Source organism: Exiguobacterium sp. OS-77 (assembly GCF_000414195.2).
GTDB lineage: Bacteria > Bacillota > Bacilli > Exiguobacteriales > Exiguobacteriaceae > Exiguobacterium_A > Exiguobacterium_A indicum.
In genome coordinates this window covers 1,778,395-1,799,637 of sequence record NZ_DF239008.1, presented here as the reverse complement: position 1 = coordinate 1,799,637, position 21,243 = coordinate 1,778,395, and the positions used below count along the sequence as shown (strand labels likewise).

Sequence of the window (21,243 nt, the reverse complement as noted above, 5' to 3'; positions counted from 1 at the left end):
CAGTGACGAGTACCTCGTCACTGCTCCAGTAAATTTCGATAATAAAATTGATAGAAGATTTTTTTCTTTACCCATTTTATTATACTCGTTCATTTTTTATGACTGAAAATCGATTTCTTACTAAGCTAAAATCATAATACAAATTTTTATAGCATTAGCGGAAAAGATAAAACCGTCTCGATAGAAGTGAAAGGATAAACAGCATGGCCATGAAACAAAAAATTATGGTAGTAAAGAACGCTAGGTTGAATCTTAAATCAATAATGTAACGAAGATAAATTATCTCAATCTTCTACTCTTCGTTAAAAAATCTTCATGGATACCTGTGACACCGTTTTGCGCCCAATTTCCTGGGGGCATTTCTCGAATAAGAATCAATATCTTATCTCCAGGTGCATGGGTGAAAAGCGAGAGAACTTCAGTTAACTTATTCACCCATGCATCTTTTGTTTCTTGATCAAACGTATCCCACACATCGATTGTCAAGATAGCCATTCCTGCGACAGGAGTGGTGTCTGTTGCATAAGACGCTAGTGTCTGCCAATTCGTTATGCGGCTATCGGAAGAAAAGGTCGGATCGGATGCCATGGCACCCGCTTTTCCAAAGTTTTCTGGTTCTTGTTCGTGAATCAAGACTTGAATCTTGTCAGGAATCATGTTCAATGTCTCGACCGTTGTATTCGTCAGTTGATGGATGAGTTGTCGTTTCGTATCACGTGACATCGCTGGCCAAGTATTTAGAGAAAGTAATGGCATCAGAGCACCTCCCGTTCGTTTAGATAAGTACGCAATGCATTTACTACGATCGTATGATCTTCTTCAGGAGTTAATCCTGAAACTGTGATCATTCCAACAATTAGTCCACCATCCAGTATGATCGGGAAAGAACCGCCGAAAGCAGCAAAGCTTGAGTCTAGTCGATGTTCCTCGTTATACGTCATCTCACTACGTGCAGCTTGTAATTGCATGAAGTAAGAACTGTGAAGATGGTAGTCGACGACTCGTTTTTTTCGTTCAATCCATTCCCCGTTGATACGGGTCGTACCTGGCATCTTATAATGGAACATCGACGTACCATTGACTGTAATATCAATGGCGATGGATACGTTGTTTTTCTGTGCTTCTTGAATCAAGGTCAATCCTAAAGGAAAGATATCATCGAGTGTGAATCGCTTAAAACGTAAAGTATGTTCTTCCTGTTGTGTTTGTTGTATCAAGTCTTCGATCGACATCGGTAAGCTCCTTTTCAGATCGGATAAAGTGTCCATGTTGATTAAAAGTCAAACGTATCTGGATCCGGTCCACTCCGAAGATTTTCATTCAATTGGTTTAATCGTTCCATATCTTCTGGAAGGATTTCGAAATCAGTGATGCGCAGATTTTCTTGCATCCGTGAAGGCGTCATGGACTTAGGAATCGTAATGATATCCTGCTGAATATCCCATCGTAGAATGATTTGAGCGGCTGATTTCTTGTATTGTGTAGCGAGCTCCTGAATGACCTCATTTTCTAGAAGTTCCGCATTCATAAGCGGTGACCAGGCTTCAATTTGAATCCCATGTTCACTGCAGAATTGACGCAACTCTGACTGAGTTAGTTTCGGATGGAGTTCGATTTGATTGACGACAGGTATGATGGATTCATGTTGCAGTAAGTCTTCGAGATGGTGGATTTGAAAATTACTCACACCAATCGCGCGGACCTTGTCCGTTTGATACAATTCTTCAAGTGCTTTCCAAGGAGCTTGATACTTGGCTTTCCCTGGCCAATGGATCAAGTAGAGATCGAGGTACTCCAACTGCATTTTTTCTAAGGATTCCTTGTAGTCAGAAAGTGTTTCTTCGTATGAACCATGTGCATTCCAGACTTTTGATGTCACGAATAGTTCTTCGCGTGTTACGAGTCCTTCTTCGATAGCTTTCGCAATGCCTCTGCCGACACTTTGTTCGTTACCATAGATGGCTGCAGTATCGATGCTGCGATAGCCTTCACGAATCGCAGTCACGACCGCTTGCTCGAGATCCGCACCGTCCTCGACACGAAATACGCCATATCCGACTTGTGGCATGTCCACGCCATTGTTTAACCGTACTGTAGAGATTTTCATATTCATCTAGCTCCTTTATCAAAATTACAGCAAAAAAATCATGCTGTATGTGTGACATCATCATATCGGGAGCAATCAGAAATAAGAAGACGGCACTTTAAAGTTCCATAGTCACCAAAAAGTGACTTTTCCTAAATCACAGGGGCGAGGGAAGTAAAAAAAATCAAACACCAAACAGCCCTGCATTCGAAAATGCAGGGCTGTTTAGGGAAGTACAGAAAAATTAACAGCTATTTTTCAAGTGTTCATTTTGGAGATGTTGCTCTCCCCAGTCACATAAGACATCCATGGTCGATTTTAATGATCGTCCATAATCCGTTAACTCATATTCGACCTTAGGTGGAGCTTGGTGATAGATGACACGTCGAATGACACCGTCCTGTTCTAATTCTCTTAATTGCTGGACCAGCATTTTTTGAGAGACATTCGGCATGAGGCGTTTCAACTCACTCGTCCGGTACTTATCTTTAAACAAGTGGCACAAGATGACGACTTTCCATTTCCCGCCGATTACTTTTAAAGCAGCTTCGACAGGAATACTAAATTTACTCAACACGATAACTCCTTCATCCATAAAATTAAAATACAATGACTGATTCCTTCGTTAAAAGAATTACCAAAACGAAATATAGCATAAGTTGTACTTTATTCAAAAGAAGTGAACTCGTATGACTATATCAACTAGTACTGAGCATTACTCGTGTTGTAAAGCAGGACGTTAGCAAAATATCCGATGTAGTTTTTCTTAGACGTAGCTGTACGTTATTTTATTTTGTTGCCTCTGCTTCATACTTTTCTAAAAATTCATCAATAGAGAACTTCTCATTTACTTCACTCGTTGATTTACTCGAGGAAATGGTGTGAGATGATCCTTTCAAATCATCTGGACTTGATTGGATTTCGAGCACTAATGTATCACCTAAACCCGTTTCAAGCCCACTTCCGAAGTTAAAAGTTCGTGTTACATAAGCTTCAGCATAATTTCGTTGATTTTCGGAGTACACTTTTACGTTAGAAAGTTTATAACTAAATGAATGTAGCTGTTGTTTATCCACTTTTGTACTAGATAGAAAAATTAATACAGCCTCGTCGCGTGAAGATAATCTCGATTGATTGGTGTGTGCCAACGGCGTATTGTTTAAAAAATCCGCTTTTTGTTGTTCCAGGACTTTCGTGAAAAAAGTAGAAGGCTTGCTCCTTTGAAATCGCGCTTTCAAATTTTTCCTGTGAAATATTAGAAGTCGCTATTGCGTTACTTATCAAAAAACCAGAAGATAGAAGTACACCTAAAGAGAGTGATAATAAAATAGTTTTCTTCAATATCAAAACCTCTTTCTGTTGTATAGATAATGTTACTATATAACAAAAAAACCAAAAAAGGAAAGGTTGAAAAAGATGGGTAAATCGAATTCTAAGAAAAAGAACAGAAAGAAAATAGTCCTGATCTGTTTCGGAACGCTAGCCATCATCGTACTACTCATGCCAATCCTATCACCGGTTCTGTTTACGGATGCTTCGCCGAGAGGTGCTCTAAGACACGAACTTTATAAAGAAGGCTATTTCTATCAAAGTTACTTTGCAATCATTACGGAACAAGATCCACAAGCGGAGCGCTACCATATGTTTTGGTACCATTGGAAAAGTGAAACAGGCGGAACTCCTTTTGTCTGTTATTCGAAGAAGGTGAGTGAAGAAAAGTACGCGGTCTCTTGTGGTACAGGTCCATGACCTGATTTTTTCGGACAAGAATCTTAAATAAGAAAAGTAGATACCTCATGCGAAATAGGAGTGCAGGCTGGTGCGATGGAAGCGTAAATAGTTTTGCACTCCTTTTGTGAAAAATCGAGATATAAAAGAAAAAATCATACGCCAAACATCATAAATGTAGACCAGACATAGAAAAATTCCAATGAAACTTAATAAAGGAAAATATCGTAATTAATAGTTGTATAATAACTTCATGAAACAAATATATTCAAAGAATACATATGTCGGAGGAGACGTCGATGGTGGTACCGTTTCTTGGACTTGGTGTCGGGATATTCTTGTTGACGTTAGGCATCTATTTCATCCGCTCGAAGCATGCGAAAAAGACACCGCTAGCGGGACACGGGGATAGCGTCGACACGGTGGATTCATTTGGACTCAGTATCATTCTGTCAATTGGCGTCATCCTATTTTGTTCGTTGACCGTCAGACATTATGGTTATGTCTGTGTCTTAGATGGACTATTCATACTATATGTGGTCAGCGCAGCATGGTGAGACCTATGGGAATGTAGAAGGTAAGATAAAGGGAGCACAAATCATGATTCAATTAGTAAAACAAATCGACGATCGTGTGTATCACATCGTCTTTCACCAAGAGGGGCGCACTTTATTCTGCCGGGAAGGTGTTGCCCAAAAAGAGCAGGCAATCGATAGCGAGGATATGATGGAAACGAATGAAGAGTCTGCAACGAAGCGGATTATTTTCAAAAATCCGTTCCTCGCGTATCGCCAGAAAAAAACGTGGGTTCGTGAAAAATTAGACGATGGATATATCCGGTCACCTTTTGCTCTGTCTGAAGCGATGGATTTTCGAGCCGACCGACGAATCATAAAGTTGCGTATTTTAAGCGCTCTATTGATCTTATTCAGTGGATTACTGACGCTGACTGATATCTTGCCGATTCCGGGATACATAACACTCGTCGTTCTGATGATTTTCTGGCCGATTGATCTCGAAGGGAAATCTGCACGTACTCGCATGTATCGCTGGTCAGGAGCACTTTTCATGTTCGCCTTAGCGGGCTCATCAAAAAACTATCTATCACCAATCAATCTCTCGATTAACGGAGCGGTCTGTCTCATCTCAGGGTTCATTCTCCTGTTGTATGCGTCAGAACAATTACAGGAACTTGCGACGAAAGGAATCACATATCATGACGAATCAACAAACGAAGGTGATTGAACTCAAGCGCGACAATGGTCAAGCGACCGACTACTGGGTCAGTTACCGGATGGGGCGCACGCTGTATCAGGTATCCGTGCAAGAGCAAGCGGATGGTCAAACGGATGAAGGGGAGGTCGTCAAAGAACGTTTTCCGTTTTATTTCGGGATGAAGAAACGAATGCTCGAGTTAGCAGAAGCGAAAGAAGCCCTTGGGTTTCGACCGTTGACTGAAGCGGAGAAAGCAGCGCCCGTCATCGAGGAAAAGGAAGCGCAGCTCGATCCTGCTTTCTTTAAGCCGGTCATCCGTTACGCCTGGTTGATGCTTAGTCTCGGCATTCTTCTCTTCCTTCTTCCTTCGCCGATCCTGAACGGACTTGCGTTCGGACTCGGCTTATACGTCTGGTATGAGACATTCGGGCAGCCAGGAATGCCGCGCAGCTATCAACGGTATTTCCACGGGATGCTCGCGGGATTGACGATCTTACAGGTGCTATCAGCGTTAGAGTTCGAGCGCGTCGCGCAACCGTACTGTGCGACGATTTGTGTGATTTCTGCGATCATACTAGTGTTGCTCGTCGTTCAGCACCGCTTGAAAGAGACCGATCAAATCGGTCAGGAGGAAAGTGTTCGGGTTAGGAAAATGAAAGACTATTCTGATTTGGATCTTTAAAAACTTATTTGCTTAACTTTCATAAGGCTAGAAGAGTTTGTATTGCTGTAAAATATAGGTATCAATCGCATTCAATCAGCCTATTGAAAAGGAGAGTAAATCATGGATGTACAATGGAACGATAAGACTATCCTTGAACTCATACTCATCGTCTGGGTGATCGGTGCCATCATCATCATCGTGAGCCAGGCGCGGAGTAAGAAAAGTTTGAAAGCTAGTCTGATTAGTGGAACAATCATCAATCTTCTTTATACGACGGGCATTTCATTACTGTGGTTTTACACGATTGCTGTCGATGGGATTAGTCAGGTGTTAGTCGTCTATTTCTTCGTCGGCATCTTTATAATCCTTGAGTTTCTATTCGTGATCGTTTTGTTGATCGTCAAACGCAAAAAAACAACGATCTCTTGAAAAGTAAAGAAAGGATAATTAACACTTAAAAAAAAGATTTAGTTTACATAATGAAGTAGAAGGAGGCATGTCTATTCTTCTACTTTTTTTTTGTAATTATGCAATCGATTGCATTCGTATGCTAATTCAACATCCAGTAAAAGGAATTATATTTCTTGCAAAAAACTAGTTTTTATTTCACACGATTTATGCAAGAATAGAACACAACAAACTGCGAGAATTTTTAGAAAAGTGAATGACTAGACTATTCATCCTTTTGAGTAGAAGAGAGAAGTCATCGTTTTTCGAATTCTAAATAACTTATTTTTTGTAAGCCTGGAGGGGAACGTATGAAAGTGTTGAAGATGTGGAACCAAATCAGTTTAGTGAAACAAATCGCGATTGGCTTGATCGTGGGTATTATTTTAGCCGTCACGATTCCTGAAGCGGCGAAATCCTTGACCATTTTTGGGACTTTATTTATTTCTTCCCTGAAGGCAGTCGCGCCGATTTTAGTCTTTTTCTTAGTTATGGCATCAATCGTGCAGCATAAAAAAGGACAGCAGACGAATATGAAATCGATCATTTTCTTGTATCTGCTCGGGACGTTCCTAGCGGGAGCCATTGCGGTCATCGTTAGTTTCCTTTTCCCAGTGAACATTCGATTAACAGAAGGTGCGGAACAATTGGCTGCTCCTGGGAACACGGTTGAAGTTCTTCAGAAACTCGTCTTGAATATGGTTGATAATCCAGTTAATGCGCTCATCCAAGCGAACTACATTGGCATTCTGACTTGGGCGATCGTATTAGGAATAGCTTTAAAGAATGCGTCCGATACGACGAAGACATTCATCTCGAATTTCTCTGACGCCATTGCGAAAATGGTCGGATGGGTCATCAAACTGGCTCCTCTTGGTATCATGGGAATCGTCATTGGCTCTGTTACGGAAAACGGTCTTTCTTCATTGCTCGATTACGGGAATTTATTATTGGTATTGATTGGCACGATGCTTGTCGTAGCACTCATTGTTAATCCTCTCATCGTGTTCATCAACGTTCGTCAGAATCCATACCCACTCGTCTTCAAATGTATCCGGGAGAGTGGAATTACCGCTTTCTTCACACGAAGCTCAGCTGCAAACATTCCGGTCAACATGGAATTATGTAAGAAACTTGACCTCGATAAAGAGACGTACGGGATCTCGATTCCGCTCGGTGCCACAATCAATATGGCGGGAGCGGCCATCACGATTTCCGTCTTAACGTTAGCAGCGGTTCATACGCTTGGTATCCCAGTCGACCTTCCGACAGCCATCATCTTGAGTGTTCTCGCTGCTGTTTGTGCATGTGGCGCATCCGGTGTCGCTGGCGGTTCGCTCCTCTTGATTCCGCTCGCATGTAGCTTATTCGGGATTCCGAATGACATCGCGATGCAAGTCGTAGCAGCGGGTGTTCTAGTCAGTGTGTTACAAGATTCGTTTGAGACAGCACTCAACTCGTCAACAGATGTCTTATTCACGGCGACAGCAGAATATCGAAAACGACTTAAAGAGGGAGAAACGCTCTCGATCAATCGTCAGTCGATGAATGAAGATGTATCTGAAAAAGTCGTCAACGGCTGATTAGCTTCTCAATTATCAGCATGATCTAAATAAGAAAAGGCATCCTTAGCTGAGGATGCCTTTTCTTATAGACAAATTAACCTTCTCCTAAAGCAACGTACTTTTTTAATTTCCCATTGAAACTCACTAGCAAAATGTCATTTCTTTCTTTAGTAGAGTATAGGACGGTACCCTTATAGAGTTTCGTAGCAGTCCCATTATCAAAAGCGTCTTTATCCGAACTTCTTCTTTTAATTTCTCCAACTTTTTCATTCTGAGTGACTTCGGTTTTTTCTGCCCATGCTACGTCTGATTTGTAGATCGTATCATTGAATTGAAAAATGTCTGCTTTAGCATCTTCGCTCAATACTTCGGATGCCGTCGGTTTTTCACTAGTACTTTGCATTATCTCTTCATTATTACAACCAACTAATATCCATACCGTCATAATCGAGAAAGCGAATGATAAAACGACTTTTTTCATGATATAACCTCTTTCCCGTTTTGTAAGTTATTCCATGCCGATACACGTTAACGTCAACTGCTCTTCACGGTTGCCATCCCATTTGATTCGGACATGGTACGTGTCAGTATCTTTAAAGATTTGTAAGGCGGCACTCGTCTCAAAGGTGGCGCCATCTCTTTCGGTTCCAATGAAGCTTTGGAAATGGCTAGAGTGTTTAGCATATCGACCATCTGACAACTGACTATCGACAAACCAGGTCACAGGTTTCTGTTGGTGCTCCACTCGTTTTAGATCCTGTCCGATATATGTTAGGGCGTAGCCTTCGCTTACCCGGTAAGATAAAGGACGTTCTTTGACTTGCCGTACATGAATCACGGCGTTCCAGGATTCGCCTTTTGCCTGAAAGATGAGGTGTTCGGGTTCAGATATCGCTGAAGCGCGGTGAATACCATAGAGCGTGAAAAACGTGAGGAAAAGTAAGCATGCAATCAGTAAGGTTCGCTTAAATAAGCGTTCGGACATGAGGACCACCTCTGAACAGCAGTTTCCTTTAGTCTAGCAAATTCAAATGCTTTTCTTAGTCAGAAATCTTAAAAAAGGGGAATCCATTTTTAGGATATCCAGCGTCCGATCTGCTCACCCATCTTGACGCTACGTTCGATGCCTGGAGCGAGTTCGACCGTGTCCGGTGGCAAGACGAGGATGACAGTTGAACCGAACGAAAAGTAACCGAACTCTGCACCACGCTCCAGCAGGCGTCCTTGATGTGTCTGAACGATCGTATTGACGTTCAGCGCACCGACCATGACGTGCTCAATCGTGCGGTGATCGACTTGCAGACGCGTGACGCGGCGATAATTACGTGTCAACGGACGTTTGCTGAATCGTAGCCCCATGTCATTGACGGGTGCCGATTCTCGCCCCAGTGTATAACTCGTCGTGATTTCGCCCGTGACTGGCGAGTGGATACGGTGATAGTCGGTCGGACTCAAATAGAAAATCAAGGCGACACCGTTCGCGTAATCCTGGGCGCGTTCGCTCGAGCCGATCAGCTCAGCAACGGTATAATCCTGACCTTTGATTGTAAACCGACTATCTTGCGTTAACACCGGGACGATGGATAGGACGGCGTCACTCGGACTGACGAAGGCATTTGGCGCAGTTGCGATTGGTCGCATACCGGGACGTAACTCGCGTACGAAACAATCGTGCAGCGAGGTGAACGAATCGACGGACTTCAGCGCTTGATCCGTCTGAATGTGATAGGTGCGAATGAAAGGTCGGATGAGTGGTTTACTAAAGCGACTCATTGCAAACCGTTTTAGTGTGTTCGCGACAACTGGTCGAGCATTTAAGTGGACGATCGTATCAAAGATGGCTTTCTTCATGAGGTAAAAACTCCTTTAAGTTGTAATCTACCTCTTAGGATACGATCGAATTCTTTTGATAGACGGAGTCGCATTCTTAAGTTTGTCTTAAGAAAAACACGTACCGAAGATGCGGCACGTGTCAGAACGTCATGATTTTCGAGTCAATAAATAGAGTAGGGGTCCGAACGCACCAATCGCGAGGGTGATGATTGCCCAAAGCGGAAAGCTTCGTCCGGTACGACGTGTATCATGGCGGAGCCAAACGATGATGAAGAGGGCGCAGAGAATCAGGTCGACGAAAATCTGGAGCGTCGCCGTGTTTTGTGTCGCTTCCGCAAAGATGCCAAGTACACCAAAGTCAATGATCGAAAAGGCAGTTAAAACAGCGAAAGCGATCGTAATGACGAGCAATAAAGGTTTCGGGATGCTGTCTACAAATGAAGCTTGAGATTCTTTCATAAAGGATCCTCCTTGAAATGTAGTGGTTACTACAAATTAATGTAGCATGTACTACATTCATGCGTCAATCTACTTAGATGTTGTATGATGAAAAAGGAGAAGGGAGAATCGATCATAATGGATAAGTTTGAACAGAAGCGACAGGATTATACGCATCAGATCGCAAAAGCGACGTTAGCATCAAGCATCAAGGAAATGAGTCTGAAGAAGATGGCGACCGCTGCCGGGACGAGTGACCGGATGCTGATGCATTATTTCAAGGATAAGCAAGATATCGAGACCGCAGTGTTGACCGCGATCAGCCAAGAACTGATTGATTTACTGCAGCAACCGGATTTAAAACTCGAGTTCACGGCATTCGTCCGCTTTCTACGTCAAGCAATCGATGAGCCACGAATCAAGCCATATTTGAATCTTTGGTTCGAGATCACCCATCTCGCAACGAGTCAGGGAGAACCGTATACGTCAATCACGCGGACGATCGGGGAGTCGTTCGACGATTGGATTAAACAGATCTACGTGCCAACAGAGGGGGAAGATGTCGAACAGCAAACTGCGTTGCTCTTTGTCTTCACGGAAGGACTCGTCGTTTTGAATAAGATTGGTTTACAAGACCGGATGGACGCGGCGGTTGAAGCGATGATTGCATTAACAAAGGACAACATGCCTCGTAACTGAGGTGTGCTGTCCTTTTTCGGCATTTCACTGAAAAATCGTTACAGCTGAATAAAGAAGTAAGGTACACATAATGACGCGAAACGCGACGTCGTATCTTTGAAATAACGAACGAAACAACGAGCCACTTCCTGCCCAAAGCAATAAGGCAATCCACCCGAGAATGATGGCATACAACGTGTATTGAACGATTTCTACAGTAGACGTGCTGTGCGGCAGAATGAACGTTGATAAAGCGGTTAAGAAAAAAAGGATACTCTTGACGTTGATGAGTTGGAACAACAGACCGGATAAAAATGTCGCTGGCACGGTATCGATCTGACTTGCTGTCTGTTTCGGGAAACCAATCTTATAGGCAAGGTAGACGAGGTATGCGGCACCAAGCCACTGAAGAATCGGTTCGATCATAGGTAAGGTCGCTTGTAATACTGTCGTCCCTAATGCGCTGATCAACCCGAGTATCATGAACCCTAGTAAGATTCCGGTATTAAATCGCCAAGCACCACGAAAACCGAAGTGGCTCGATTCATGCAGGACTAACAGATTACTTGGTCCAGGTGTGATGGACGTAATGATGACATAAGATAAAAAAGCAACAACATTCATGAGAACACTCCTTTTTCGTTCTATCGAATACTTGAATTCTAGTGTAAGATGACAAGATCGATAAATAAAATTGAAATAAAGAATCATGCCATCATTTTTTTCGATGGACGATGAAAGGAGAGTCTTGAAATGGAAATTCGCCATTTGATCAGCTTCTTGAAGATTATTGAGACGAGGAGTTATACGTCAGCTGCGAGTGACCTCGGCTATACGCAATCGACAATCACGTCCCATATGCAACTGCTCGAGCAAGAAGTAGGCGGTGCCTTGTTTTTCTATGCCAATCGTACGCTTCAGCTCTCACCTTTAGGTCAGGAAATCATCCCGTTAGCTGAAGATTTACTAGCGACACATGAGAAAATAAAGTCGATTCAACAACAGGATCCCTTTGAAGGCGTCTTGAAAGTCGCAGCGCCAGAGTCACTGACAATCTCTCGTCTTGGCTCCGTCTTACAGACGTTCATGACAGCATATCCGAATGTCAACATCGTCTTATCGAATGGGACATGTAAGGAAAATCAAGATGAACTCTTACATGGACGGGTCGATGTCGCCTTGATGCTGTATCCGATGTTTTCCGCCGAACGTTGTACGCATGACATTTTGACAGAAGAAAAAATCGTCATCATTGGTCATCCGACGATGCCGGATCATTTTGACGCGATTCGATCTTCCGTGAACGCATACGTCTTTCTGACGAATGAAGAAGGATGCAGTTACCGATCGATGTTTGAGGCGTGCGTCAGAAACCAAGACATCTCGTTTCAGACACAAGAATTGTGGAGTATCGGGGCGATCAAGAAGATGGCGATGAACGGGCTTGGTTTTGCTGTGTTACCGTATGTGACGGTAGCGGATGAAGTGGAGTCTGGTACGTTGAAAGTTATTCATCATGATGAGACGTTCGAACCGATGTATGCCCATCTGCTTACGAAACAGTCGAAGTGGGGCTCACCCGTGACACGCGCGTTTCAGGAAATCGTCCTGGACCAATTCACGAAGTCAAAGTGAATCGAGTATCTCGACCCAGACTTGATAATAAATCTTTTCATCGAGGTGAACCGTTGCCGACCGTACGCGATAGTCTGGGTTTTCCGCTAAATAAAATGCAAGAATCGTCGCGACTTTAAAGTCAGGAGTGCAATAACCGGTGATTGACCGACCATGGATCTCGTTCGTGATCGAATCCGCCCAGACTTCGGCTTCACGGTATGTCTCGAACTGAAGCATCTCTTCCTTCCAACGAATCGACATCTGCATCTCCTCCTTTGCTATAGTTAATGTTAGTATATGGAAGAAGTAATGTGTTATTCAAGGGGGAACGTCAGACATGAGTCGTTTTGGAATGCATCGAGAAGTAATCAATCCACCGCTCGGTGCCGCCTTCATCGGTTATCACCGAGAAGTCGGTGTCGCAAGCATACATGATCCGCTATATGTCACAGCGAGTATCTTTGAAAGTGAGCAGACGACATCGGTTTTTGTCAGCATCGATAACATCGGTTTGCTCGTCGGCGATACCGATACCATTCGTGAAGGTATCGCGGACCGTCTAGACGTGTCAAAGAAACAGATCACGGTTGTCTACACGCATACGCATTCGGGACCAGCGACAGCGGGAACTGAACCGTTGACCGTCGCCTACAAAACGATCTTGACGCAACAAGCGATCTTATCTGCCGTCAAAGCAAGCGAATCGATGCAGTCGGTCGAGATGGGTTGGGGTGTGACGTCTGGAAAAATCGGCGTCAACCGACGAGAGAAAAGGAATGGTCACGCGGTGATGGGAACGGATCCGCTTGGTGTGACAGATGACCGAATCGGAACACTGTTGGTTCGCCGTGCCGATGATGCGAGTCTCGTCGGAGCCTTCGTTTTCTGTACAGCGCATCCGAACGTCTTGAAATCAGATAGTGTCGTCTTATCCGGTGATTACCCGGGCGTCGCTCGAACGATCCTCGAACAGGCACTCGGCTGTCCAGTCGTGATCGTCCAGGGGGCGACGGGAAACGTCAATGCGAAATATCGTGGTGACCTAGCAAGTCTACAGAAGATGGCGTTTGCTCTAAGTGGACACGTCTTGACGACGATTCCAGACGTGTCGTTTCAACCGTTAACGCACCACCGGATTCAGTCGGTGATTTATCCGATGCGCTTAACAGAAATACCGGTTGCGGACGTATTGCAAGACATGGCAACTTACGCTGAACAGACATGGGGCGTCAGCGCAGCGCGCTGGTTGGCGTACGTTCAAGAGCAATCGGGAACAACACTCACCATCCCGGTCGAAGTTCAATTGTTTGAACTAAATGATGGTTCGTTCTCAGGCATCCCGATGGAGCCGTTCTGTGAGACAGCGCTACAGATTCAACAGATGCGTCAAACGGAACTCGCCTTTTTCGGAGGCTATACGAACGGTTATATCGGTTATTTGCCGACAGCGGAAGAACATCCGTATGGTGGGTACGAGGTGGCAATCAATCCCGTCGTCTACGGTCCAGTAACGGGGCTTTGGATGCCACCTGTACCGGAAACGGCAAACGACATCGTGCATCGCATCCGACAACTCTATGAAACGAACAACAACCCGGCTTCTCTCGTCTGAGAGACCGGGTTGTCGTAGTTACGATTTGATTTTTCTGATGAACCGGCGTATCGCAAAAACAAATCCGCATGTCAGCAGGGCGAATAAAAGAAGCGTAACTAGTAGGTAGGCAGATAGATTTAACATCAAAGACCTCCGTAAATAGGTATAGCTGGATTTTCGAACTTTCGAATAATAATAGAGTAACATAGTAATTAACATTATATAGGGAAATGACTTGTGGTTTTATATATTTTTTAAATGATTTACTTTTTATATGAATGAATAGTTGCTTTATTCCATTTTGAAAAAGAGAGGGATATCATGATTATCAAAAGATTTATTTTTAGTGCCATCATTACTTATTTATTCCTCAGTTTGCTTTTATCCTTCAGCATCGGATATACGATTGATTGGATTCCGGAAGCAACTTTGGCTCAAAAGATAAAAGGGTACGCTTTTGAAGGGTTCACTCGGTTTAATTTTATTAAAGTTTTGATTGCTGTAGGTGTAGGTACTTTGTACAGCCTACTCTACTTAAAACTAAGATCACCGAGTTCTTCAAAGCGTTGATTTCCTTTATTTCGAAACTTTTCTTTGTTTGGTTCGTTTATTAGGATGAGAACGAGTCAACGTATTGGGGGAAATAAACATGGAAAAGACAGTTGGTGCAATCGCCTTAGCGAGCGGCATGCTAATACTCAGTGGTTGCGGAACAGCCGCAACACAAACCGATGTATTTAAGCAACAAGGTACATATTTAGGAGATAACAGCAAAGTACGAGACATCGTCCAACAGCTACCGCATGGGGATCGGTTGAAGAAAATGGAACTGTCGACGAAGGATAAACCGTATCAACTCACGTTACGTTATGCTGGATATGAAGAAGGACAGGTCGAACAAAAAAGCAATCGTACGGCAATCTACAATGCAACAGCACTGTTCACATTGATTCCGAATGTCGACCACGTCAACATGACGATCGAGGATGCTTCGTATCACTTTACGAAACAACAGCTGCGCGATTGGTATGGAAAAGACTTTACGGCGTACGATAATGAGAAAGCGCTGAAGGCGTTCACGAAACCTTTTATCGAAGATTCGAAGAAAGTAAACGACTTATTGAACTAAATCGACTGGCACGCTCTTAAACAGGAGCGTGCTTTTTGTTGATTCATTCCCATAAGTTGTAAAAAGTACTTTGCATTACAGAGTAATTCAGTTTATCGTTAAGGTACTGATAAATCCAGAATAAGGAAGGGGTAGGACGGGGTGGAAATCGATAAAGAACTGTTAAAAGGGCACGTCGACACGATTATCTTGTCGTTGCTGAACGATCAAGACCGATACGGGTATGAAATCGCGAAGACGATCCGGCAAACGTCAGACGAGCAGTTCGAACTGAAAGAGGCGACACTCTATTTGTCACTCAAGCGACTCGAGAAAAAAGGGTTCGTCACATCCTATTGGAGTGACGAAGCAGCGGGCGGCGGGCGGCGTAAATATTATACGCTGACGACTGAAGGAAAAATCCTTCTTGCGAAAAAACGACGTGAATGGCGTTTTCTGAAGCAACTACTCCCGAAGTTTCTTGAAGAGGGAGACGGTGCGCTTGAATAAACTCGATCATTTCGTCCATGACTTGTATCAAGATGCGGATGTGACGGATCCGGAAATCATCGACGTCATGGAAGAGACGCGAAGCCATCTCGAACAATCGGTGCGAGACTTGATGATTCAAGGTTACTCAGAAGAAGAAGCGACGAAGCTTGCCATGTATCGCTACGGTAGCAAGGAACATGTCGATCAGCTCTTGACGTGGGTCTATCGAAAAGAGCGGACGTTCGCTTCGTGGTTGCTCCGCATCGGGATTAGTATAGCTGCTGCAACGATATTATGCTTTATCGGCACGATGATATTGAGCCAGCATCAGTCGCTCACTTATGCGGATGCCTTTTATAGCAATGAACGCTCAATCGAAGCGTATGAACGTCTTCTAGAAGATCATCTGTTGCTGGTATCGATTTCCGGACAAGACGCGGCGTCCTCGCGTGATTTCACCATTCATAAATCGATTTGGTTACCGGAGTTGTTCATTTCACATGGCATCTATCTGATTGACGAGCAGCACCTGACGACGACAGAAAGCTTTGACGTCACGAAATTCGGTGCCGTGCTCGCGTTGATCGGCATGACGATCTATCTTGTGACATCGGTCATTTGGAGCATCATCAAGCTCTATCATGCAGGACGATTGCATCTGTTAAGTATCGTCTCAGTCGTATTCTTTAACGTCCTGGGTTATTGGTTTTGGGCATTACGAAAATAGGAGGGGTCATATGTCGCAGCAAATCAAGCTCGTTTGGTCGCAAGCGTTCACGGTGAAACGATGCGTGTTATATCTTCTGATCATTCTTGGGTTACCGGTGCTTCAATTCAGTTTCATTTATGAAGGCTATCAGTTCTTCTTACCGATCGAAGTGTTCGAGGAGACGCTATCAGGAATGATCCCGATGCTGTTTCCGGTACTTGCGGTCTTGATCTTCTTGCCAATCTTCATCGCTGAATACAAGGATAACTATCTGACATATGTCCGAACACGTGCGAGTCTAAAGGATTATCTGCTTGCGGTCGGTTTCGTCAATGCGACACTGACAGGACTCGTATTCTTTTTAATGACAATCGTGACGTTCGTCCTCATTCATTACGTCGAACCAATCATCGGTCTCGTTAATTATTGGTCTCTCAGCGAAAAGACATATGAGACCTCAAATGCATTTTCGTTCTTAGCGGACATTCATCCGTTACTCTATGCCGTCCTCTATGCTGCCTGGATTGGACTCAACGGAGCAGCGTATGCGACGCTTGCTTATCTGTTGATTTTGGTGCTCGAACAAGTCTATCTCGCAATTTCGTTACCGTTCGTCGCTTATCATATCTTTAATTTCGTTGCGGGTATCATGCAAGCACCACAGTTCTCGCCCATCAGTACGGTCTTTCCGTTCAATATCACGGAACAACCGCTTTGGACGGTGTTCGTGCCGTTTACTATTTTGGTCGTCGTTAACATCACGCTCTATCTGACGATGATTCGACCGAAACCGGAGTGGATCTTCCAATCATGAAGAGGACACGAAACATTTCGATTGTACTGAACAGTTTATTCTTCCTCGTGATCAGCTACGTCGCATGGTATAGACGACAAGAAGTTCTGTCCGAAGCACAAGAATTCGGTAAAGACGTCAACGCGTGGGACATCACATTTGCGATTCAAAATGATATGTACCTAATCCTCTTTTTCCTGATGCCGTTACTGCTATTCCTCTCGTTTCGAACGATTGAACAGCAGTATGAACCGACGATTTTGATTCGGGTTGGCTCATTTCGGAACTGGGTGTACTACTCGACAAAACGGTATGTACGCGCTGTTCTGACACTGTTCGGATTCGTCTTGTTGCTGAGTCTTCTTAGTGCCGTTGATCAACCGTTTACGTTGCAGTGGAGTCCATACAGTCAACTTGCAACGAGTGATAACATCAGTCATTATCTCGTTTCATCTTTCCATTCACCCCTGTCAGTGATTTTATTACAACCGATTCTGTGGTTGCTTACAAGCATTGTCCTACATGGATTGATGTGTCTTATGTTTCTGTTGCACGAAAAGCGTAATGGCTTGTTGCTTCAGGCGGCAGGGGTAGTGATTTGGTGTATCTTTAGTTTTAAATCATCGTTTGGAGTAGGAGAGTTCTTTTCACCCGCAACATATTTCTCTGTCGGGGCTGTATCCAATATAATGCATCCCTGGATCGCACTCGTTATCCTCAGTCTTGCGATCGTGCTGATCTATTTACTGGCGCAATGGATGCGACCGCTTCGTCAGCTACTGACTTCGCGAAATGAGTTCGTACCGTATCTCACCTATGCGATGCTTGCTAGTCTGTACATCTTCCTCAGTAGTAGTCGAGCGTCAACTGAGTTGCAAACGATTGGTGATCTGTTCGTCGTCGTGTTTTACGGTGTCAGTGCGGAGGGCAGTTCGTTTCTCCAACTCGTGTCGCATCTGATCCTTTTCTTCGGACTCGCTTACTTAAGTCAATTGCGTCTGCAGGATCAAATGACGGCAATCGGACCATACACGTGGATGCGTTACCAACGACTCGAAAAATGGGCACTCCATGTCTTCGTAAAAGAAGGGCGTTTTTATCTACTTGCTCTCTCACTTCTGATCCTCGGAACGATGGTAATCGGAATGCTGCAAGGCGTATCGCTATCGCTTTCGACTAGCCTTTTATCGATTTCACCGATGCAATTGCTGCTGCAACTGTTTGGCATCTCGATGCTACAATTAATGCTTTATTCTCTTTTCAGCTTCATCTTGCTGTGGCAATTCCCAGATGGATACGCGATGCTCGGTTTGTTCGGCGTCTTATCGGTTTTCTTACTGCCGAACTTCAATCGGTATGGCATCTTTCCGTCCGGATTGAATGGATTTGCCCAATTGCAGTCGTTTAGTCTGACACACCTCTTAATCGTTTTGTTGATCTATGTTGGACTTTCACTTGTCTGGTTATATGTTCTGTTTCAAAAAAGCATACGAATATAAGGAGGATGTATCATGGAAATGATCAAGCTCGAGCAGGTCACGAAAGGGTATCAAGGCAATCCGTTATTCGCAGACGTCGATTTGACGATTCTAAAAGGAGACATCGTCGGCATTACGGGACCGAACGGTTCAGGAAAGTCGGTCTTATTCAAGATGATTTGCGGATTCATCCATCCGGACGCGGGAACGATCACCGTCCGGAATGAACAGCTTGGTCCGACACGACGCTTTCCGGAAAACGTCGGCGTCATCATCGATCGACCGGGTTATATCGCCCATAAATCAGGATTTGAGAACTTAAAGCAACTCGCAGCGATCCGAAAAGTGATCACAGATGCTGACATCGAACAAGCGATGCGGACCGTCGGATTACAGCCTGGCAATCGTCAGAAGGTCAAACAATATTCGCTCGGAATGAAACAAAAGCTCGCAATCGCGCAAGCTATCATGGAACAGCAGGACATCTTGATCTTGGATGAGGCATTCAATGCACTCGATCACGATAGTGTCTTGCGTCTGCGGGAACTTTTGTTGTCGTTCAAAAAAGAAGGGAAGACGATCATCTTGACGAGTCATAATCAACAGGACATCGATGCACTTTGTGACTCCGTCTACCGCATCAATCAAGGTCGACTCGAACAGGTCGGCTAACACAAACAGGGAGTGGATCAACGGATCCACTCCCTGTTGTATTACGATTGATTATTTTCCTGGTTTCGTCTTGTAGAAGCTGTAGAAGACGCTGATCAAGATGACGAGGACGATCGTACCGAGTGACATCCAGATTGGCATTTTGTAGACGTCACTGAAGATCATCTTCGCTCCGATGAAGACGAGCATGAAGCTAAGACCGTGTTTCAAGTAGTAGAAACGATCAATCAAGTTCGCGAGGACGAAGTAGAGACTACGGAGTCCAAGGATCGCCATGATGTTCGCATAGAAGATGATGAACGGGTCACGCGAGTACGCGAAGCTTGCTGCGACCGAGTCGACGGCGAAGACGATATCCGAGATCTCGATGAAGACGAGCGCGATCAAGAGTGGCGTGAAGAACAGTTTCCCATCAATTCGTTTTGCGAACTTACCAGACGAGATGTCTTGCGTGATCGGTAAACGTTTCTCTAACCAACGAATCGTTTTGTTCTCTTCGAGCGACGTCTCTTGACCGATGTTTTTATACATCATCCAACCAGTGTAGACGAGGAACGCTCCGAAGATGTAGTAGACCCAAGCGAAGTTCTCAAGCAACGAAACACCAGCGACGATGAAGATGACGCGGAAGAAGATTGCACCAAGAATACCCCAGAATAAGACTTTGTGCTGATACTTCAATGGAATCGCGAAGTATGCGAAGACGAGCGAGAAGACGAATACGTTATCGATCGCGAGAGCCTTCTCGATGAAATAAACGCTCGTATATTCGATCGCAGCGGAACTTCCTTGATCGAAGTAGAGCCAGCCACCGAAGGCGACGGCAATCGCGATCCAGACGAACGTCCACGTCCAGGCCTCCCGAAGCGAAACTTCATGTGCCTTACGATGGAAGACTCCAAGGTCAAGGGCGAGCATGATGAAAACGATGGCTAGAAAAGCAATGAGTAGTGTCAACAGCGCTTCCTCCTTTAAGGTAATTGTTATCTTGAATTTATTATAAGGTCATAAGAACTCAAAAGTAAAGCGAAAAATGTTTGGAATGTGCAATTGGTTAAAAAACAATCCCCGAAAGTGGACGAATGTATTCGACGTGATGTGCAATAAAACGACATGAAACCCAGTTCCGAGAAGGGACTGGGTTTCATGCATGTTACTTTTAATTATATAAGTCATTATGATAAGGGAGGGAAATGCGGCACGACGTACGTTCCGAGTTCATCGATGACGTCTTCTGCTGATCGCTCACCGTCGAATAAGGCGAAGAACAGATGATTGACGCCAAGCTCGCGATACAATTCCAGCAACTCGATCAGTCGATTGCGTCCGATCCGAAAACCGAGTCGAATCGGTGTCGCTTCTTCATTTGGATCCGCGGATAAATCAAGATGCATCGGCATCGAAAACGGACGAAACGTTGTGTTACCGGCTGCTTGACTCGCGGCACGCCATTGCTCGATGGCACGTGCTTGTTCGAACGGTCCTTGAGGATAATACATCCAGCCGTCGCCGTTTTTAGCGAGCCAGTCCATATCTTGCTGTGCGAAACCCGTGATCATCGTCGGGATTCGTTTCTTTGGTCGTGGCACGAGTGTCGCACCACGAACTTCTCCATACGTCGAATCAATTTGCGGATAATCTTTATATAAAGCTTGTTCCATCACTTGCAGAGCTTCCTTGAACTGAGCACCACGGCTCGGGTGATCGACACCGAGTCCATGGAAGTCGGCTTGCCGGTCACCGGACGAGACACCGAGAATCAAACGTTCCGGGAACAACGCATCAATCGTCGCGACTTCTTTCGCAGAGCGTAACGGATGACGGAGCGGTAAGACGAGCGCTGACGTTCCGAGGGCGATCTGTTTCGTCTGACTAAGGAGATGCGTCCCGTATATCATCATATCGTGAATCTGTCCGACAGCAGGATCAAGAAAATAAGGATTCTTCAATAAGACGTCGCGTAACCAGAGGGTCGTAAAACCATAGTTCTCTGCTTTTTGTGCGAGCTCGACTTGATTGGCAAGCGTCGGTGTTCGCATCTTGAAATTTTCAAGCGGGACGTGGAGACCGAGCGTGAGCTCGCCCTCCCGGTACATCCGCTGATAACTTGCATGATCGTTCAACAT

29 protein-coding genes are annotated in these 21,243 nt (G+C 44.5%); 16 read left to right on the top strand and 13 right to left on the bottom strand.

What is annotated here, in order from left to right; translation table 11 throughout:
• Nucleotides 1-279: 279 nt before the first annotated feature.
• The 5 genes from EXG77_RS09240 to EXG77_RS09220 form a co-directional block, all read right to left on the bottom strand.
• Complete coding sequence (locus EXG77_RS09240) at nt 280-756, bottom strand: tautomerase family protein (protein ID WP_035397763.1); 477 nt, start codon at nt 754-756, stop codon at nt 280-282.
• A complete protein-coding gene (locus EXG77_RS09235; protein WP_035397761.1) occupies nt 756-1,232 on the bottom strand; it encodes a heme-degrading domain-containing protein in 477 nt (158 codons plus the stop codon). Before EXG77_RS09235 ends, EXG77_RS09240 begins: the two co-directional genes overlap by 1 nt.
• Before the next feature lie 41 nt (nt 1,233-1,273).
• Entirely contained in the window at nt 1,274-2,113 is an 840-nt protein-coding gene (locus EXG77_RS09230; protein WP_035397759.1) for an aldo/keto reductase, read from the bottom strand.
• 217 nt (nt 2,114-2,330) lie between these two features.
• On the bottom strand, nt 2,331-2,660 hold the full coding sequence (locus EXG77_RS09225; protein WP_035397757.1) for a helix-turn-helix domain-containing protein: 330 nt from the start codon (nt 2,658-2,660) through the stop codon (nt 2,331-2,333).
• Between the two features lie 214 nt (nt 2,661-2,874).
• Nucleotides 2,875-3,324 (bottom strand): hypothetical protein, encoded by a 450-nt coding sequence (locus EXG77_RS09220; protein WP_035397754.1) that lies wholly within the window; start codon nt 3,322-3,324, stop codon nt 2,875-2,877.
• Between the two features lie 178 nt (nt 3,325-3,502).
• Here EXG77_RS09220 and EXG77_RS09215 point away from each other — a divergent pair, with 178 nt between their 5' ends.
• The 6 genes from EXG77_RS09215 (at nt 3,503) to sstT (ending at nt 7,723) form a co-directional block, all read left to right on the top strand.
• A complete protein-coding gene (locus EXG77_RS09215; RefSeq protein WP_023468073.1) occupies nt 3,503-3,835 on the top strand; it encodes a hypothetical protein in 333 nt (110 codons plus the stop codon).
• Nucleotides 3,836-4,113: 278 nt separating this feature from the next.
• On the top strand, nt 4,114-4,371 hold the full coding sequence (locus tag EXG77_RS09210) for a hypothetical protein (RefSeq protein WP_035397751.1): 258 nt from the start codon (nt 4,114-4,116) through the stop codon (nt 4,369-4,371).
• Between the two features lie 43 nt (nt 4,372-4,414).
• On the top strand, nt 4,415-5,059 hold the full coding sequence (locus EXG77_RS09205) for a hypothetical protein (protein ID WP_035397749.1): 645 nt from the start codon (nt 4,415-4,417) through the stop codon (nt 5,057-5,059).
• Nucleotides 5,031-5,711 (top strand): hypothetical protein, encoded by a 681-nt coding sequence (locus EXG77_RS09200; protein WP_035397747.1) that lies wholly within the window; start codon nt 5,031-5,033, stop codon nt 5,709-5,711. The genes EXG77_RS09205 and EXG77_RS09200 overlap by 29 nt, the downstream gene beginning before the upstream one ends.
• Before the next feature lie 102 nt (nt 5,712-5,813).
• Complete coding sequence (locus EXG77_RS09195) at nt 5,814-6,122, top strand: hypothetical protein (protein ID WP_035397746.1); 309 nt, start codon at nt 5,814-5,816, stop codon at nt 6,120-6,122.
• Between the two features lie 329 nt (nt 6,123-6,451).
• A complete protein-coding gene (gene sstT / locus EXG77_RS09190) occupies nt 6,452-7,723 on the top strand; it encodes a serine/threonine transporter SstT (protein ID WP_023468078.1) in 1,272 nt (423 codons plus the stop codon).
• Nucleotides 7,724-7,799: 76 nt separating this feature from the next.
• Here the strand turns inward: sstT and EXG77_RS09185 are convergent, their stop codons facing one another.
• The 4 genes from EXG77_RS09185 to EXG77_RS09170 form a co-directional block, all read right to left on the bottom strand.
• A complete protein-coding gene (locus EXG77_RS09185; protein WP_035397743.1) occupies nt 7,800-8,186 on the bottom strand; it encodes a hypothetical protein in 387 nt (128 codons plus the stop codon).
• Between the two features lie 27 nt (nt 8,187-8,213).
• On the bottom strand, nt 8,214-8,690 hold the full coding sequence (locus EXG77_RS09180; protein WP_035397741.1) for a hypothetical protein: 477 nt from the start codon (nt 8,688-8,690) through the stop codon (nt 8,214-8,216).
• 89 nt (nt 8,691-8,779) lie between these two features.
• Nucleotides 8,780-9,556: a phosphatidylserine decarboxylase gene (locus EXG77_RS09175; RefSeq protein WP_035397739.1), complete on the bottom strand. Its 777-nt coding sequence runs from the start codon at nt 9,554-9,556 to the stop codon at nt 8,780-8,782.
• 129 nt (nt 9,557-9,685) lie between these two features.
• Nucleotides 9,686-9,997, bottom strand: coding sequence for a DUF2834 domain-containing protein (locus EXG77_RS09170; RefSeq protein WP_081637398.1), 312 nt, complete (start codon nt 9,995-9,997; stop codon nt 9,686-9,688).
• A 117-nt stretch (nt 9,998-10,114) separates the two neighbouring features.
• On the opposite strand from EXG77_RS09170, the gene EXG77_RS09165 reads away from it, so the two are divergent.
• Nucleotides 10,115-10,675 (top strand): TetR/AcrR family transcriptional regulator, encoded by a 561-nt coding sequence (locus tag EXG77_RS09165; RefSeq protein WP_035397738.1) that lies wholly within the window; start codon nt 10,115-10,117, stop codon nt 10,673-10,675.
• 24 nt (nt 10,676-10,699) lie between these two features.
• Here the strand turns inward: EXG77_RS09165 and EXG77_RS09160 are convergent, their stop codons facing one another.
• Nucleotides 10,700-11,278 (bottom strand): LysE family transporter, encoded by a 579-nt coding sequence (locus EXG77_RS09160; RefSeq protein ID WP_035397736.1) that lies wholly within the window; start codon nt 11,276-11,278, stop codon nt 10,700-10,702.
• 129 nt (nt 11,279-11,407) lie between these two features.
• Here EXG77_RS09160 and EXG77_RS09155 point away from each other — a divergent pair, with 129 nt between their 5' ends.
• A complete protein-coding gene (locus tag EXG77_RS09155; protein ID WP_035397734.1) occupies nt 11,408-12,289 on the top strand; it encodes a LysR family transcriptional regulator in 882 nt (293 codons plus the stop codon).
• Here EXG77_RS09155 and EXG77_RS09150 read toward each other — a convergent pair.
• On the bottom strand, nt 12,281-12,532 hold the full coding sequence (locus EXG77_RS09150) for a hypothetical protein (RefSeq protein WP_370448369.1): 252 nt from the start codon (nt 12,530-12,532) through the stop codon (nt 12,281-12,283). The genes EXG77_RS09155 and EXG77_RS09150 overlap by 9 nt on opposite strands.
• A gap of 76 nt (nt 12,533-12,608) precedes the next feature.
• Between EXG77_RS09150 and EXG77_RS09145 the strand changes: the two genes are divergently transcribed.
• The 8 genes from EXG77_RS09145 (at nt 12,609) to EXG77_RS09110 (ending at nt 19,117) form a co-directional block, all read left to right on the top strand.
• Entirely contained in the window at nt 12,609-13,883 is a 1,275-nt protein-coding gene (locus tag EXG77_RS09145; protein WP_035397732.1) for an alkaline ceramidase, read from the top strand.
• A gap of 303 nt (nt 13,884-14,186) precedes the next feature.
• Nucleotides 14,187-14,435, top strand: coding sequence for a hypothetical protein (locus EXG77_RS09140; RefSeq protein ID WP_023468086.1), 249 nt, complete (start codon nt 14,187-14,189; stop codon nt 14,433-14,435).
• Nucleotides 14,436-14,514: 79 nt separating this feature from the next.
• Nucleotides 14,515-14,994: a DUF4825 domain-containing protein gene (locus EXG77_RS09135; protein WP_035397729.1), complete on the top strand. Its 480-nt coding sequence runs from the start codon at nt 14,515-14,517 to the stop codon at nt 14,992-14,994.
• 141 nt (nt 14,995-15,135) lie between these two features.
• Complete coding sequence (locus EXG77_RS09130) at nt 15,136-15,483, top strand: PadR family transcriptional regulator (protein WP_035397727.1); 348 nt, start codon at nt 15,136-15,138, stop codon at nt 15,481-15,483.
• Nucleotides 15,470-16,192 carry a hypothetical protein gene (locus EXG77_RS09125; RefSeq protein ID WP_035397726.1) on the top strand — a complete coding sequence of 241 codons (723 nt, stop codon included), beginning with the start codon at nt 15,470-15,472 and terminating at the stop codon, nt 16,190-16,192. The genes EXG77_RS09130 and EXG77_RS09125 overlap by 14 nt, the downstream gene beginning before the upstream one ends.
• Nucleotides 16,193-16,202: 10 nt before the next feature.
• The gene (locus EXG77_RS09120) at nt 16,203-16,988 is read left to right on the top strand and encodes a hypothetical protein (RefSeq protein ID WP_035397725.1); all 786 of its coding nucleotides are present in this window, start codon (nt 16,203-16,205) and stop codon (nt 16,986-16,988) included.
• Nucleotides 16,989-17,035: 47 nt separating this feature from the next.
• Nucleotides 17,036-18,466, top strand: coding sequence for a hypothetical protein (locus EXG77_RS09115; RefSeq protein ID WP_145981734.1), 1,431 nt, complete (start codon nt 17,036-17,038; stop codon nt 18,464-18,466).
• A gap of 12 nt (nt 18,467-18,478) precedes the next feature.
• Nucleotides 18,479-19,117 (top strand): ATP-binding cassette domain-containing protein, encoded by a 639-nt coding sequence (locus EXG77_RS09110; RefSeq protein ID WP_035397722.1) that lies wholly within the window; start codon nt 18,479-18,481, stop codon nt 19,115-19,117.
• A 51-nt stretch (nt 19,118-19,168) separates the two neighbouring features.
• Here the strand turns inward: EXG77_RS09110 and EXG77_RS09105 are convergent, their stop codons facing one another.
• Nucleotides 19,169-20,074 (bottom strand): TerC family protein, encoded by a 906-nt coding sequence (locus EXG77_RS09105; RefSeq protein WP_035397719.1) that lies wholly within the window; start codon nt 20,072-20,074, stop codon nt 19,169-19,171.
• Between the two features lie 218 nt (nt 20,075-20,292).
• A complete protein-coding gene (locus EXG77_RS09100; protein ID WP_035397717.1) occupies nt 20,293-21,243 on the bottom strand; it encodes a TIGR03571 family LLM class oxidoreductase in 951 nt (316 codons plus the stop codon).